Origin of the sequence: Aliidiomarina quisquiliarum, assembly GCF_023922585.1 — a bacterium.
Lineage (GTDB): Bacteria > Pseudomonadota > Gammaproteobacteria > Enterobacterales > Alteromonadaceae > Aliidiomarina > Aliidiomarina quisquiliarum.
The window spans coordinates 177,640-193,294 of the sequence record NZ_JAMFTN010000021.1; the positions used below are offsets into that span (position 1 = coordinate 177,640).

A 15,655-nucleotide genomic window follows, 5' to 3' on the forward strand; every position below is an offset into this window, starting at 1 on the left:
AGGTATGCGTACAAGTAAGCAGCAAACAGGTTTTTCTCTTTTAGAGCTTATGGTGGTTATCGTTATTCTTGGCATTTTAGCCACTATGGTTATTCCTAACGTGTTTAGTAACCGAGACAAAGCTGAGCGGCAAAAAGTAATTTCCGACTTAACTGCCCTTGAAAATGCCATGGAAATGTATCGGCTCGACAACGGCATATACCCAACCACTGAACAGGGCCTAGAAGCACTGGTGGAAAAAGCGCGAATGGACCCACAACCACGAAACTTCCCTGAAGCTGGTTACATTCGTCGTTTGCCCGCCGACCCTTGGGGCAACCCATATCAATTACTGAGCCCAGGGCAAAATGGTCGCTACGACATTTTTAGCATGGGCTTCGACGGCCAACCCGGCACGCAAGACGACATAGGTACATGGAATATGCATGACCTTGAAAGCCAGTAGCAGGTGGCCTAATGCTGGTTAGTAAACCCACCCTAAGCAAGCAGCAAGGCGGTTTTACGCTTATTGAAGTGCTGCTTGTGGTGGCTATTATTGGTATTGCGGCACTGGTTATTGTGCTGCAATTACCCGCTAGCCAGCAGGGAGAAACGACCAGCGACGCCCGTCGTGAATTTCAACTTAAGTTTCATTACGCCCGCGAACAGGCGTTATTACGCAACTGGGTAATTGGTGTTGAATTTAAAGACGACAGCTACGGCTTTTACCGTTGGCACGAAGCCAAGTGGCAAGAGTTTACCGAAAAGCCCTTGCTGCGGGTGCATTTAAAAGAAAATATGGAACTCGACTTTATTCCCGGCGAGTTTCGTTTGTTCGACAATTTAGCCAATAAAGACACTTTATTTACCAGCGAGCCTGCTCGTGAACGTAGCGACAGCGAAACAGACGAGCCCCTACCTAAACCACAAGTGATCATTTTTGAAAGTACCGAATTTATTCCTTTTAAACTCCAATGGCTTAGTTTTGCACCTAATAGCGGTGGCGGTAATGCTTATCGTACCGTGCAAATTGATGGCAGCGACGGTATTCAGTTACGGTTAGTGGAGGACCAATTGTGGTAACAAGTCGTGGCTTCACCTTGGTAGAAGTAATGTTTGCCTTAGCTATTTTTGGCCTAGCAGCCTTAGCTGCTTTGGCGGTGGCAACCCAACAAATAGACAGTACCCGTTACTTGCAAGAACGTTACCTAGGCCAACTGGTAGCCAGTAACCGCTTAGCCGACTTGGTAGCGCCGGCCGCGGCTAGTAAAACTTGGCCTCCGCGTAATAACGACAGCGGCGAAATTGAACTTGCCGGGCAAACCTGGTTTTGGCAGCAACAGGTGTTAGAAACCGTAACCGACGACTTGCGCGAAGTAACGGTGCGGGTAAAACGTAGCGAAAATGGCCCCGTAGTGGCCGAATTAAGTACTTTTGTGGGGCGCCGCTAATGCATAAAACGCGGGGCTTTACCCTTATTGAAGTAATGGTGGCTATGGTGGTGCTGGCACTTATTGGCTTAGCTAGTGCAGCGGTGTTAAGCCAAATGACACAAGCAGAAGAAGCCTCAAGCAAACGCCATGCACTGCTTTCCGAACTACAGTTTAGCTTGCTGATAATAGACCGCGACGTGCGCCAAATGGTAGCCCGAACCATTCGTGCCACCGACGAGCAAGCCAAGCATATATATTTAACCAATGAAGCCAGCACCGTTGACAGCGACAGTGGCGCTTTGGTTTTTGTTCGTGGCGGTTGGAGTAACCCAGAACACATGCTGCCCCGTTCAGAATTACAGCCGGTAGCTTATCGGGTGCGCGAACGGGTATTGCAACGCGTTTACCAACCCTTTGTCGACAGTGTCAGTAGCGAGCCAACGGTGCAAGACTTACTCAGCCAGGTGGAGTCTTTCGAAGTTGAATTTAGCGGCGAAAGTGGCGAACGTGTAAGCCGTTGGTTACAGCCGCACCAGCTACCGGAACGTGTTTATATTCGTATTGAACATGAGCAACTGGGCATGATAGAGCGGGTACTGCTAACCAGTGGTGGTAAGCCAACGCCATGAGCACAGTAGCCAAGCCCGCCAGTAGCCTACCCCTAGCACAGCAACGCACCCAAGGCGTAGCTATTATTAGCGTGTTGTTAGTGGTGGCGCTGGTAACTATATTAGCTACGCGAATGAGTGGCCACCTACAAATGCAAATAGCTCGGGTAAGTGGCAGCGAGCATGCAGAACAAGCCTATTGGCACTGGCTAAGCGCCGAAGCCCTAGTGCGGCAAGTGCTGTTAAAAGAGCACGAAGAGTCGGAAGGGCGCACCCATTTGCAGCAGGGTTGGGCTACCCAGCAGGGGCCGTTTCCCGTTCGCGGTGGCTTTATCGGTGGCCGTGTATACGACCTACACGCCTGCTTTAACTTAAATAGTTTACGCAAAGACACCGACAACACGGCGAATTTAGCCAAAGCAACAGAGCGCTACCAGCAACTATTAACGGCGCTTGAATTCGATGAATATACCATCCGTCAATTAACCGCCACGCTAATAGACTGGCTTGACACGGATACAGAATTACACAACGCCATGGGCGCCGAAGACTCCGACTACGAGTCGCTGCCACAGCCCTATCAGGCAGCGAATAATTTATTAGCACACCGTTCGGAATTAAGGCAAATTGTTGGTTATCAGCAAGCTATTTATGAACGCTTAAAGCCCTATGTGTGTGTTATTCCGGGTGAAACTAACTGGCAGCTGAACCTTAATACGGTGCCAACCGATAAACCGGAAATAGTAATGGCATTTTTTCGTGGCACACTCGACTTGAGTGCAGCAGAAAGTTTACTGAACAATCGGCCAAATAAAGGTTTCGAGTCGCTCGAACAAATAAAACAAGAGCCTGCAATACAAGCGCTGTCAGGCTCGGGGCCGCTTACCGACGACTTGGCAGATCTCACCGTTAGTAGTCAGTATTTTGAGTTGAACGCGCAAGTAAAGTATGGTGATTTGGAATTTTATGGATATTCGCAATTAAAAATAACCGAAGGTAAAGCGTGGATCCTGCATCGTTCACGTGGCGGTTATGAGGCTGATGACAACAATGAGTGAAATACTACTAATAAGACTGCCTAAACATGCACAGGCACCAGTAAATTGGTTAATAACCGACGCAAGTGGTGGCGAACTAATTGCCAGTGGTGTGCTACCCAACCTAGCAGCGTTAGCTGAGCTTAGTGAGCGCGCCAGTAGCCGCGAGGTATATGTGGCGGTGGCAGGTGAAGCAGTAAGCATGCACCAAGCGGCGGTTCCAGCGAAGTCGCGGCGGCACTTACAGCAAATTATTCCCTTTACATTAGAAGACGATGTGGCCGAAGACATTGGCCAGTTACACTTTGCCTGGCCCAGCCAAAGCCCTAATAATGAACCAATTCCAGTGGCTGTAGTGGCACGGCAACAAATGACATTTTGGCTTGCAGCACTAGCCCAAGCCAATATAGCCGCAACCCAGTTAGTACCCGACTTCTTACTGTTGCCTTACGAAGCCAACTGCTGGACCCTAGCTCAGGTTGATAACACTTGGCTGGTACGCCAAAGCCAATGGCAGGGCGCAAGTGTAGACCCCGCTTGGTTGCCGTACCTAGCATTTGAGGAAGCTGAGTTACCGACAGAGTTGCTAGCAATTGGCGATCTAAACTGGCCGCAAGTACCCGCCCCGGTGCGCCCTTTAAACGTCGACTTACCGCTATTTGCGATGGTACAACAATGGCGCCATACAGCATTAAATTTGTGCCAAGGGGAATTTGCTCAGCACCAGCCAAACCCAGTTAATTGGCAGCAAGTGCGTTGGCCAGCAATAGCCGCGGCTATTTTATGCGTGGTGTATCTAGCCAATTTAGGTGTTACCTGGCTGCAACTAGACCACCAAACCCAGCAAGTGCAACAAAATATTGAAGCCCGTTATTTAGAGCTTTTCCCCGAGCAGCAACGGTTACCTGCCGACGCTCGGCGGCGCATAGAACAGCAAGTGGCGGCTTTTGGCGGGGCTACCCAAGGGGAATTGCTAGGCATGCTAAACGACTTAGTGTTGGCCTTCCAAGACACTGAAATTGAATTAACCCTGTTACAGTTCGACAGTGGCCGGGGCGAATTACGCGTGCAAGCCACGGGTAAAAACTTCCAAACCTTTGAACGATTTCAGCGTGCCGTGCGGGCGCAAGCGCTAGAAGTAGAACAAGGCCAGTTGGTCAGTCGTGCTGGCAAAATAGCCGGAACCTTAACCATACGGAGACCTTCATAATGGGCTGGAAGAAAAAGCAACAGGCCCTGCGGGCGCAATGGCACGCACGGTTTGGCCCACAGGTACAGCAGCTACAGCAGCGCTGGGGTGCCTTACAAAAGCGCGAGCGGTTATTATTAACCAGCCTAGCTGGCCTAGTGGTGCTGACTGTATTTTGGTTAGGAATTTGGCAGCCGCTGCATGAAGGCGTGGCTCGTGCAGAACAAAGGCTAGAGTCGCAGCAAAGTTATCAACGTTGGTTTGAACGCCAAGCTCGGCTTATTTACCAAGGTAAAGCAAGCCAACAAAGTCATCAGCAAGGGCGGCAAGGGCCACTTACTAGCAATGAGTTATCGGCGTTTTTAAACACCACAACAACTGCTTTGAAGCTTGAAATAACACGTATTCAGCCCCAAAACGACGCGCAAGTGCTGGTTTTTAATGAAGCCAGCTTCGACGCCTTGCTGCAGTTACTAGAGCAGTTAGCCAGTCGTGGGGTGGTGATAGAAAACCTCGATGTTGCAGAAACAACAACCCCAGGTGTGGTGCGGGTGCGGCGTTTACAAGTGAAGGCAGGGAGTTAGCATGAGTAAACGTATTCGTTATAGTATTTATGCCGCTGTGGCGGTGTACTTTATTGGACTTATTGTGTTTTTACCGGCTCGATTAGTGGTGGGCTTTGCTCCCTTACCGGAAAACATTCAATTACAGGGCATTTCTGGCACCGTATGGAATGGCCGTGTCGACTATGTGCAGTTCGACGGCCGGGCTTTAGAGCAGATTGAATGGCAGGTTTTTCCGCTCGCTTTATTAGCCGGGCAAATTGCGGCCGATGTGCGCATCGCGGCTACTGAAGCAAACCCCATTACCGGTAGTAGCCATATTCAGGCCGGCTTGTTTAGTTCGGTGCGGGTAGAAAACGCGCGCTTTAACGCAGAACTCGGAAAACTTAGTGCTTGGCTAGACATTCCTAACCTAGTGCCGTTGCAGGGCGACGTTGTGCTCGGTATAACAGAGTTCGAATTGGGAAACCCTGTATGCAGTAGTTTAGACTCGCGCGTGGGCGTATACGCAGTAAAAACTAGAATTGGCCGCCAATGGCATAGCCTAGGCGACTTCGCCATGCAGCTAGGCTGCGAAGAAGGCTGGGCTAGTGTGCAGGTTAACCCAGAAAATAGCTTAGGCTTAACGGTAAACGGACGCTTTGCGCCAGGCAACGTTGATCTTGGCGTAGCTATGCGCCCAAGTAGTTCAACCCCGGCCCCAATTCGCGATTTATTACGCATGGTGGGCGAGCCCGATAGTAGCGGCCAATTTAGTTTCCGCATTCGTTTGTAACACAAAACAATACCCGTAGGCGTTAAAATAACGCTATACTAAGCGGTTGGGCAACCCGCAGGTTTAACAATAGAAAAGGTAGTACAGCATGGAAAACATCTTAGTCTGGATAGGTGACAACCAAGAATTAATTTTACGGCTTGGTATTAAATTAATCGTGTCGCTGCTTATTTTAATTGGTGGTATTGTTTTGGCCCGCTTTACCGCGAACTTTCTTATTCGCCGGCTCGACAATTCAGCCATTGATAATATGGTGGTGTCTTTCCTTGCCAGCATTATCCGCGCGTTAATTATTATTGCTGCGGTGCTTATGGCACTGTCGCATGTAGGGGTTCAAACCACTTCCTTTATCGCTATTTTAGGTGCTGCTGGTCTTGCTATTGGTTTGGCCTTACAGGGCTCTTTGTCGAACTTTGCTTCAGGCGTTATGATCATGATTTACCGACCGTTTAAAGCCGGCGACTACGTTGATGCAGGTGGCATAGCTGGTTCGGTACAACGTATCGAGCTGTTTACTACGGTACTAAAAACCCCAGACAACAAGAAAGTAGTGGTGCCAAATTCACGTATTACCACCTCGGCTATTACTAACTTTTCCGTAGAGGCCACGCGCCGGGTCGACTTAGTTATTGGCGTGTCGTATAACGCTAACCTACAAGACACCAAAAAATTATTTTTAGACATATTGATGGCCGACGAGCGGGTATTAAAAACTCCAGAACCAACCATTGCCGTGTCAGAGCTTGGTGACTCGGCGGTAAAATTTATTGTGCGTCCGTGGGTGAACCGTGCCGACTACTGGGCGGTGTATTGGGGTTGCTTAGAGAAATTTAAAGACGCCCTTGATGCGGCTGGTATTGGTATTCCGTACCCGCAAATGGACGTGCATTTGCACACCAAAGAAAACCCTAAGTTAGAATCGAAAGACTAAGGCTTAATGGTTTCAATACGGCTAATTACTTCACCGCTGGCAAAACGGGTGGTAAGTAATTGGCCCTGCTCTAGCGCATCGGCGCTACGAACCAACTGTTGGTTGGCGTCGAAGGTCATCGAATAGCCTCTCGCTAAGGTATTCAGCGGGCTAACAATGTGCAGTGCTTGTTGGCTGGCAGTAAAACGGCGTACTTTTTCATTTATTAAAGCCAGTATCGCCAGGTTTAGGCGCTGCCGGCTTTTTGCTAAGCTCTGTTGGTGCTCAAGAATGTCGCGGCTTGGGTGTTGCTGGGCTAGCCGGTGCTGTAAGCCGCGCTGCGTAGCAATGACGGCGCTAAGCCGGTAGCCCATGGCGCGCTGCAAGCGTGCTTCAAGGCTATCAAGCAACTGTGCTTGCTGTTCAATGCGGCGTTTCGGGTTTAACGGCTGTAAACGGGCTATTAAATGGTTTAAGTGCAGCTGTTTATTTTGCAAAGCCGCTTTCCAAGCACGCCAAGTACGGGCGCGTAACTGCATTAAATACTGTACATGCGACTGCTTATCTTGGCTGAGTAACTCGGCGGCAGCTGAAGGCGTTGCGGCCCGTAAGTCAGCCACAAAGTCGGCAATGGTAAAGTCTACTTCATGGCCAACGGCACTAACGGTAACAATAGGGCAAGCAGCAATGTCGCGGGCTAAGGCTTCGTCATTAAAGGCCCATAAGTCTTCTAGCGAGCCGCCACCGCGGGTAATTAACAGTACCTCAACTTCGTTACGGCGTATTGCAGTAGCTAAGGCTCGGCGTATGGCGGCCGGCGCTTCTGCACCTTGTACTTGGGTGGGATACACCGTAATCTGTAAACTTGGATCGCGGCGTTTTAACACCGCCAAAACATCGTGCAGGGCTGCCCCAGAAGGCGAAGTAATTACCCCTAGTTTTTGTACTTGCGCGGGAATTTGCTTTTTCTGTTCAGGAGCAAATAGCCCTTCGGCAGTAAGCAAGCGCTTTAATTCTTCATAGCGCTGTTGCAGTAAACCGTCGCCGGCGGGCTCTAAATGTTCGACGATCAATTGGTAATTACCACGGGGCTCGTACAAACTTATGCGTGCCCGCACCATTACCTGCATGCCCGCGTTCACAGCAACCCGAACGCGTTGGTTATTGCCACGGAACATGGCACAACTTATTTGGGCGTCATTGTCTTTCAAAGTGAAATACCAATGGCCAGAGCCCGGGCGCGAAAAGTTCGATATTTCGCCCACTAACCAAATACTTGCCCACTGTTGTTCAAGAAACTGGCGTACTTCACGGTTTAACCGCGTTACTGTGTAAATATCGCGTTTAGCAGTTTCATTATTGGCATAAAGCATGGTGGTTAAGAGCCTTTTAAATATTAATTGCAAATTTTAGTTTACTGTATGCGTCGGTGTGAGTAAAATACCGCCGCAACATTGTACCCACCTGTAGTGTCCCTGTGGTGGTTCAAAAAGAGAGAGATGTTGCCATGCTACGACTTGCCCAAGAAGCTTTAACTTTCGACGACGTGCTACTTTTGCCCGCGCACTCTACAGTGCTGCCTAACACGGCAAAGCTTAACACCAAATTAACCCAAACCATTGAATTAAATATTCCGCTAGTGTCCGCCGCTATGGACACGGTAACAGAAGCTGGCCTTGCTATTGCCCTTGCCCAAGAAGGTGGCATGGGTTTTATTCACAAAAACATGAGCATTGCCGAACAAGCTGCCCACGTGCGTAAAGTGAAAAAATATGAAAGCGGCACAGTGGCCGACCCGGTTACAGTTTCTCCCGACACCACCTTACATGAAGTAAAAGCCTTAGCCCAAGAACATGGCTTTCATGGTTTCCCGGTGGTGGAAAACAATCGCTTAGTAGGCATTGTTACTGGCCGTGATACCCGCTCAGAAAATTCTAATCATTTAAAAGTAGCCGATGTTATGACGCCGGAAGAGCGCTTAATTACGGTGAAAGAAAATACCGACAGCGAAACTATTCTCGAGCTCATGCATAAGTACCGCATTGAAAAAATATTGGTAGTGAACGACCAGCATGAACTAAAAGGTATGATTACCTTAAAAGACTTTGAAAAAGCAGCCAATAAACCTAACGCCTGTAAAGACGAATTAGGCCGCTTGCGTGTAGGTGCTGCGGTAGGTGTTGGCGCCGGTACCGAAGAGCGTGTAGCCGCCTTAATAGAAGCTGGCGTTGACGTTATTTTGGTCGACACCTCCCATGGCCATTCTGAAGGTGTGCTTGAGCGGGTACGTTGGGTAAGACAAAACTATCCGGACATGCAAATTGTTGGCGGCAACGTGGCCACTGGCGAAGGCGCCTTGGCGCTTGCCGATGCTGGCGTGAACGCCGTGAAGGTAGGTATTGGCCCAGGTTCAATTTGTACCACCCGTATTGTTACTGGCTGTGGCGTACCACAAATAACCGCTATTTCGAATGCGGTAGCAGCCCTAGAAGGGCGCAATATTCCAGTGATTGCCGACGGCGGAGTGCGTTTTTCTGGCGACATTGCTAAAGCAATTGCCGCTGGCGCAAGCTCGGTTATGGTAGGCAGTATGCTTGCGGGTACCGAAGAAGCACCTGGCGAAGTTGAGCTTTACCAAGGCCGCTACTATAAGTCGTACCGGGGCATGGGCAGCTTAGGCGCCATGGACCAAAGCCACGGCTCGTCTGATCGTTATTTCCAAACGTCAAACCAAGCCGACAAACTAGTACCTGAAGGCATTGAAGGTCGAGTGGCCTACAAAGGCCCTATTGGCAACATTATTCACCAACAAATGGGTGGGTTGCGCTCAGCTATGGGGCTAACAGGTTCAGCAGACATTGAAACCTTACGCACCAAGCCGCAGTTTGTGAAAGTAACCGCTGCCGGTATGGGTGAATCGCATGTGCACGACGTGCAAATTACCAAAGAAGCGCCAAACTATCGGTTAGGTTAATTTATTAAAGCGGCCACTTTAGTGGCCGCATTTACTTAAAGTGGACACCATGACTCAAGATATTCATCAGCACCGTATTCTTGTTCTTGATTTCGGCTCTCAATTTAGCCAGCTTATTGCTCGCCGGGTACGTGAAATTGGCGTGTATTGCGAATTATGGGACTGGGAATCAAGCGAAGAAGAAATTCGCAATTTTGCCCCAGACGGCATTATTTTATCTGGTGGTCCCGACAGCGTGCTCGATGCGGGCTCGCCACGGGCGCCACAATATGTATTTAATGCCGGCGTACCGTTATTAGGCGTGTGTTACGGCATGCAAACCATGTGTTTGCAGCTAGGTGGCAAGGTGGCAGGCTCGAGCGAGCGTGAATTTGGCCATGCACGGCTTGAGCGTATGGGTGAAAGCCCATTGTTTGCTAACATTGAAGACGCTATTGCAGAAAATGGCGCACCCTTGCTCGACGTGTGGATGAGCCATGGCGACAAAGTGGTCGACATTCCCACAGGCTTTAGCACCATTGCCAAAACCGAGCATTGCCCTCATGCGGCTATCGCCAACGAAGCCAAGCGGTTTTACGGCGTTCAATTTCACCCCGAAGTTACCCACACCAAGCAAGGCTTACGCATGCTTGAGCATTTTGTGGTCGACATTTGTAAGTGCGAAAAACACTGGACACCGGCCACTATTATCGACGACGCAATTGCCCGTATTAAAGAACAAGTAGGCTCTGGCAAAGTTATTTTGGGCTTGTCCGGCGGGGTTGACTCGTCGGTTACGGCCATGCTGCTGCACCGTGCAATTGGCAGCCAGCTTACCTGTGTGTTCGTTGACAATGGCTTGTTGCGATTAAATGAAGGCCAGCAAGTAATGGACATGTTCGGCGACCACTTCGGCCTTAATATTATTAAAGTAGACGCGGAAGAACGTTTCTTATCGGCCTTAGCTGGTACCAGTGAACCTGAAGCTAAGCGTAAAATAATTGGCCGAGTGTTTATTGAAGTTTTCGACGAACAAGCAAAAGCGTTAACCGACGTGAATTGGCTGGCGCAAGGTACTATTTATCCTGACGTGATTGAATCAGCCGGTTCAAAAACAGGTAAAGCTCAGGTTATTAAGTCGCACCATAACGTGGGTGGTTTACCTGCCGACATGAAAATGGGCTTAGTAGAGCCTTTGCGTGAATTGTTTAAAGACGAAGTACGCAAAATTGGTCTTGAACTTGGCTTACCCTACGACATGCTGTTTCGCCACCCATTCCCAGGGCCAGGCTTAGGCGTACGGGTACTCGGCGAAGTGAAAAAAGAGTATTGCGACTTATTACGCCGCGCCGATGCTATTTTTATTGAAGAGCTATACAGCGCCGACTTATACCATAAAGTTAGCCAAGCCTTTGTGGTGTTCCTGCCAGTGAAAAGCGTTGGTGTAATGGGCGACGCCCGTAAATACGACTGGGTAGTGGCTGTGCGTGCCGTAGAAACCATCGACTTTATGACCGCCCGCTGGGCGCATTTACCTTACGAGCTGCTTGAGCGCGTGTCGAACCGTATTATCAATGAAATTGATGGTATTTCACGGGTTGTATACGACATTTCAGGTAAGCCACCGGCAACGATTGAGTGGGAGTGACTGGCACTCACAGGCAATGTCTGGCACTGGCTGGCATCACAGCTGAGACTTCAATATCTCGCAGCTGAGCGATAAACTGTATAAAAACACAGTATCGCAAGGATGCGGATCATGCCCCAAGTGGCGGCCAGGATGGCCAGCCGGGACGAGAACACTGGTCGTTACCAGCGTCACCGGCCCGAGCAAACCCTGCTCTATCGGATCGTCGAAGAATACTACCCGACGTTCGCTGCCCATTTGGCGGCGCAGGGCAGGGAACTGCCCGGTTATGTGCAACGCGAGTTTGACGCCTACCTCAAATGCGGCCGTCTCGAACACGGCTTTCTGCGGGTGCGTTGTGAGTCGTGTCACGCTGAGCACCTGGTTGCGTTCAGCTGCAAACGTCGGGGCTTCTGTCCTAGTTGTGGCGCACGGCGTATGGCCGAAAGCGCCGCGCTACTGGTCGATGAGGTTCTGCCCGTACAGCCCATGCGCCAATGGGTACTCAGCTTTCCCTTTCAATTGCGCTTTCTGTTCGCCAGCCGGCCGGAGGTCATGAGCCGGGTGTTGGGCATCGTTTACCGCGTCATCGCCACGCATCTGGTCAAGAAAGCGGGCTATACCCACCAAGCGGCCAAGACCGGTGCCGTCACCCTGATCCAGCGCTTCGGCAGTGCACTGAACCTCAACATTCACTTTCACATGCTGTTCCTCGATGGCGTGTACGTTGAGCGTCCCAATGGAACAGCCCAGTTCCTCTGGGTCAGGGCGCCGACCAGCGCCGAACTCACCCAACTGGCGCACACCATCGCCCATCGGGTCGGCCGCTATTTGGAGCGGCAAGGCCTACTGGAGCGGGATGCTGAAAACAGTTACCTGGCCTTGGATGCGGTGGATGAAGATGCGATGGCTCCACTGCTGGGGCATTCCATCACGTATCGCATCGCCGTGGGGCCACAGGCAGGGCGCAAGGTGTTCACCCTGCAGACACTGCCCGCCTGCGACCCGGAAGATCAGTTTGGTGACATGCCCGGTAAGGTTGCCGGTTTCTCGCTACATGCCGGCGTAGCGGCCAAGGCCCATGAGCGCAGCAAACTCGAACGGCTGTGCCACTACATCAGCCGCCCGGCGGTGTCTGAGAAACGGCTGTCGCTCACGAAGAATGGCAACGTGCGCTACCAGCTTAAGACGCCGTACCGGGACGGCACCACGCATGTGATCTTTGAGCCGCTGGACTTCATCGCAAGACTGTCGGCGTTGGTGCCGAAGCCACGTGTGAACCTTACCCGGTTTCATGGGGTGTTTGCGCCCAACAGCAAGCACCGCGCCCTGGTTACACCTGCCATGAGGGGCAAGGGGAGCAAAAAGGTCAAGGTATCGGATGAGCCGCCAACACCCGCTGGGCGGCGAGCGTCGATGAAATGGGCACAGCGGCTCAAGCGTGTATTCCAAATCGACATCGAGACTTGCAGCGAATGCGGCGGTGCCATGAAGGTGATTGCCTGTATTGAAGATCCGGTAGTGATCAAGCAGATCCTCGACCATCTGAAGCAAAAAGCCGAAACCAACGAGTCCAGCCCGTTGCCCGAGAGCCGGGCACCACCGGCTGGCCTGTCGCCGGGTCTGTTTACCTGACCCGTCCCAAACGATTCCGATCACGATGCTGCGGTAATTCAGCCGCGGCAGGGATGCGTTATGCCGGCGGCTTGGGTTGGCCCCGGCTGTCGGGAAAAACGGGTGAATTTTCGGCGGGATCGATGGCTACACGGGCCGGATTCAGAATCACCCACTGGCAAAGCAGGCCGTCATTCGCGGTCTACAGTGGCTGGACTTGGAGAAAAACGGCGTTTATTCTTCCTATACTCTTCGTTTGAATGACTCGCTCTTTATCAATTAAGCAAGCATCTGTAAACGTACCTCCATTATCAATCGTCATTAATAGACTCATTCACTATTCCCCCTTTAGTTAAAGATTATTTTCATTCTTGGAATCCCTTACATAATTACTTTTTGTTTAATCCCTCCTCCTTTCATCCTCTTTGCTTATATAAATAAGCAAGAAGTGTGCCAACTTTGAAAAAGAGAGTCAAAACCTTGAATAACATCGGAAAAATCATGTTTTGAGGTTGTTTTTTACACTTCGTCCTTGAAACAGTTTGTGTCTCACTGTCACACAAACTGTTACAAGTGTTTCATGTAATGTGAAATTTTTATCAGTGGTGGGTTACCTGGTTTTACCTAATCTACTGCCGCAATCTTTAGCTACTGTGCAGAGCAGCAGTGCGAACTTAATTGGTTCAAGGGCCTGCTGGTCTCACTTGCAAACCAAACCTCTACTTTCGCAGAGGTAAGATTCACTGTTTCTTACCAATCAGGCCTTTGGGCAGCCCTCCTCCTACTAGCTTGCTTGTGTACTGGTCATTTTGAGGTAGGGATCTTGACTTGCAGTTATGGCCGGAAAAAATAAAAAAACTTCCGGCAACGGAAGTTTGAATGGTGAATCACGTCATGATTTAAATGGTAATCCCATATTTTTTCATCTTTCTATACATAGTGGTTCTAGAAACTCCTAGACGCTCTGCTGCTTTTGAAATATTCTTGTCAGCATTTTCTATGGCTAAAATCAGTTGATTTTTTTCAGATTCTTCCCTTTCCTCCTTCCCTTCTAATACTTCTGGTGGTAGATCACAAGGGAGAATCAGATCACCTTCCATATTGAAAAGTGCCTGTTCCACAACATTTTTAAGCTCACGGATATTTCCCGTCCATGAATGGGATTGTAAATAGTCCATCGTTTCGGGATGTACGTCAATCCGTTTTTTTCCGAATTCACCACTTAATTGGCGGATAAAATGATGGACAAATAGAGGGATATCTTCAGCTCTTTCTCGTAAACTAGGGATTTCCAATTGAATGACTCGAAGACGAAAATATAAATCTTTTCTAAAAGTTCCATTCTCTACAGCTTCGTAAAGATTCTTATGTGTCGCTGCAATCACGCGGACATCCACAGGAATGGGTGTATTTCCTCCAATTCGCGTGACCACTCTTTCTTCAAGAACCCGTAGTAAATGGACCTGTGCATCTAATGGCATGTCCCCAATTTCATCGAGGAAAATCGTTCCACCATTCGCTAACTCAAACTTACCTGGATTCCCCTTATTCCTAGCCCCAGTAAAAGCCCCTTGTGCATAACCAAATAATTCACTCGCTACCAATTCCCGTGGAATAGCCCCACAGTTTAGAGCGATGAATGGTTGATTCGCTCTTTCACTAGCGTTATGAATCGATTGTGCAAACCATTCTTTTCCTGTTCCTGATTCTCCATTCAAAAGGAGCGTTGAACTTAAAGTTGCTGCCTTTTTTGCTTTTTTCACTACTTTAACAAAGTCTGGTGAGGAACCAATCATATGATCAAATGTGTAAGCTTCAGAATTCTTTTTAATAGGACGTTCGTCGATCGTTTTACCTTTATTTGTTGCCTGAATGGTCAGTATGCTTTTTCGTAAACGAACAAAAACACCTAGCAGATGATTATGGTCCATCACGATCGGGTGTGCTGTACAGATAAATCTTTCATTCTTATGACTCATCCATATTTCCTCTTCAACCATGGATTGCTTGTTACTTAGAATAGAATCAAGCAATCTTTCTATTTGAGGGTGTGCAATAAGACTTTGGTCTTTTTCAATGCTAGGAATGAATGATTTCATGATTTCATTCATTTTCAATATGTTCTTTTTTCCATCAACGATCATCACGCCATCTTCGAGAGAGCCAAGTAATGTCATAAGAAAAGGATTCATTGTTAATCCTTCTTGATATAAAAAGCCTTCAATCTGTTTCGTGATATTATTCGCTTTCGAAATAGCCAATCCCAAAGTGTGAGAATTAATATTCTTCCATTTACCCGATAAATCAAGAACCCCCATTAATTCTTCCGTAAATGGGTTTAGAATCGGAGCTGCTGCACAAAACCAATCATGCCAACCCTCACTAAAATGTTCTGTAAATAAAATTTGAATCGGTTTCTTATTATTAATGACGGTACCAATCGCATTGGTTCCTGCTGTTTCTTCGCTCCAAACAGCTCCAGGGAGAAAATTTATTTTCCCCGCTTGTTTTTTTACGTCATTTCCCCCATAAGACTCCAAAAGCAGTCCATTTGTATCTCCTATGGTTATAAAGGTTTCAGAGTCTTCTAAAAACGGAATAAGGGGCTTCAGATTTTTCTCGGCATAATATAGTAATTTTTCATTTCTCTCTTGATGATCAATTAATTCATTTGAAGTTACATTTCTACTTACCTGCTTTTGAAAGGGGTTAACGCCAAACTTCTTAGATCTTTCCCATGCGTTTTGAATTTTGGAAATTGACTTAGATGGGATACGTTTGGAATATGTCATTTTTCTATTCAACCAGACCAACTCCCAATCAAAATTATTCTGAATTTTCATACAATTATACAGTGAAATTGATATTGGTGTAAAGGCACATCCAAACAGTTTAAAAGATCGACTATGTTTATCATTCCTTAGTATTTTTTATCATAGGGCAACATTGGCTTCTAGTTTTCTGTGA

General features: G+C 48.6%; 14 protein-coding genes. 12 read left to right on the plus strand and 2 right to left on the minus strand.

Annotated elements, in window-relative coordinates:
* Window positions 1-4 precede the first annotated feature (4 nt).
* From gspG to M1L23_RS08870, 9 genes are all read left to right on the plus strand, one after another.
* Window positions 5-445 carry a type II secretion system major pseudopilin GspG gene (gene gspG, locus M1L23_RS08830; RefSeq protein ID WP_252627127.1) on the plus strand — a complete coding sequence of 147 codons (441 nt, stop codon included), beginning with the start codon at window positions 5-7 and terminating at the stop codon, window positions 443-445.
* Between the two features lie 11 nt (window positions 446-456).
* On the plus strand, window positions 457-1,062 hold the full coding sequence (locus M1L23_RS08835) for a pilus assembly FimT family protein (RefSeq protein ID WP_252626964.1): 606 nt from the start codon (window positions 457-459) through the stop codon (window positions 1,060-1,062).
* Window positions 1,056-1,430, plus strand: coding sequence for a type II secretion system minor pseudopilin GspI (gene gspI, locus M1L23_RS08840; RefSeq protein ID WP_252626965.1), 375 nt, complete (start codon window positions 1,056-1,058; stop codon window positions 1,428-1,430). Before M1L23_RS08835 ends, gspI begins: the two co-directional genes overlap by 7 nt.
* Window positions 1,430-2,041 carry a type II secretion system minor pseudopilin GspJ gene (gene gspJ / locus M1L23_RS08845; RefSeq protein ID WP_252626966.1) on the plus strand — a complete coding sequence of 204 codons (612 nt, stop codon included), beginning with the start codon at window positions 1,430-1,432 and terminating at the stop codon, window positions 2,039-2,041. The genes gspI and gspJ overlap by 1 nt, the downstream gene beginning before the upstream one ends.
* Window positions 2,038-3,078: a type II secretion system minor pseudopilin GspK gene (gspK, locus tag M1L23_RS08850; RefSeq protein WP_252626967.1), complete on the plus strand. Its 1,041-nt coding sequence runs from the start codon at window positions 2,038-2,040 to the stop codon at window positions 3,076-3,078. Before gspJ ends, gspK begins: the two co-directional genes overlap by 4 nt.
* On the plus strand, window positions 3,071-4,267 hold the full coding sequence (gspL, locus tag M1L23_RS08855; RefSeq protein WP_252626968.1) for a type II secretion system protein GspL: 1,197 nt from the start codon (window positions 3,071-3,073) through the stop codon (window positions 4,265-4,267). Before gspK ends, gspL begins: the two co-directional genes overlap by 8 nt.
* Window positions 4,267-4,830: a type II secretion system protein M gene (locus M1L23_RS08860; protein ID WP_252626969.1), complete on the plus strand. Its 564-nt coding sequence runs from the start codon at window positions 4,267-4,269 to the stop codon at window positions 4,828-4,830. Before gspL ends, M1L23_RS08860 begins: the two co-directional genes overlap by 1 nt.
* 1 nt (window position 4,831) lies before the next feature.
* Window positions 4,832-5,584: a type II secretion system protein N gene (locus M1L23_RS08865; RefSeq protein ID WP_252626970.1), complete on the plus strand. Its 753-nt coding sequence runs from the start codon at window positions 4,832-4,834 to the stop codon at window positions 5,582-5,584.
* Between the two features lie 88 nt (window positions 5,585-5,672).
* Entirely contained in the window at window positions 5,673-6,515 is an 843-nt protein-coding gene (locus M1L23_RS08870) for a mechanosensitive ion channel domain-containing protein (protein WP_252626971.1), read from the plus strand.
* On the opposite strand, the gene xseA is transcribed toward M1L23_RS08870, so the two are convergent.
* Window positions 6,512-7,867 (minus strand): exodeoxyribonuclease VII large subunit, encoded by a 1,356-nt coding sequence (gene xseA, locus M1L23_RS08875; protein ID WP_252626972.1) that lies wholly within the window; start codon window positions 7,865-7,867, stop codon window positions 6,512-6,514. The genes M1L23_RS08870 and xseA overlap by 4 nt on opposite strands.
* Window positions 7,868-8,001: 134 nt before the next feature.
* Here xseA and guaB point away from each other — a divergent pair, with 134 nt between their 5' ends.
* The 3 genes from guaB to M1L23_RS08890 all read left to right on the plus strand — a co-directional run bounded on the left by guaB (window position 8,002) and on the right by M1L23_RS08890 (window position 12,709).
* Entirely contained in the window at window positions 8,002-9,468 is a 1,467-nt protein-coding gene (gene guaB, locus M1L23_RS08880) for an IMP dehydrogenase (RefSeq protein WP_252626973.1), read from the plus strand.
* A gap of 49 nt (window positions 9,469-9,517) precedes the next feature.
* Window positions 9,518-11,095: a glutamine-hydrolyzing GMP synthase gene (guaA, locus tag M1L23_RS08885; protein ID WP_252626974.1), complete on the plus strand. Its 1,578-nt coding sequence runs from the start codon at window positions 9,518-9,520 to the stop codon at window positions 11,093-11,095.
* A 111-nt stretch (window positions 11,096-11,206) separates the two neighbouring features.
* Window positions 11,207-12,709 (plus strand): transposase, encoded by a 1,503-nt coding sequence (locus M1L23_RS08890; RefSeq protein ID WP_252626975.1) that lies wholly within the window; start codon window positions 11,207-11,209, stop codon window positions 12,707-12,709.
* 878 nt (window positions 12,710-13,587) lie between these two features.
* Here M1L23_RS08890 and M1L23_RS08895 read toward each other — a convergent pair.
* Window positions 13,588-15,531 (minus strand): sigma-54-dependent Fis family transcriptional regulator, encoded by a 1,944-nt coding sequence (locus tag M1L23_RS08895; RefSeq protein WP_252626976.1) that lies wholly within the window; start codon window positions 15,529-15,531, stop codon window positions 13,588-13,590.
* Window positions 15,532-15,655: the final 124 nt, after the last annotated feature.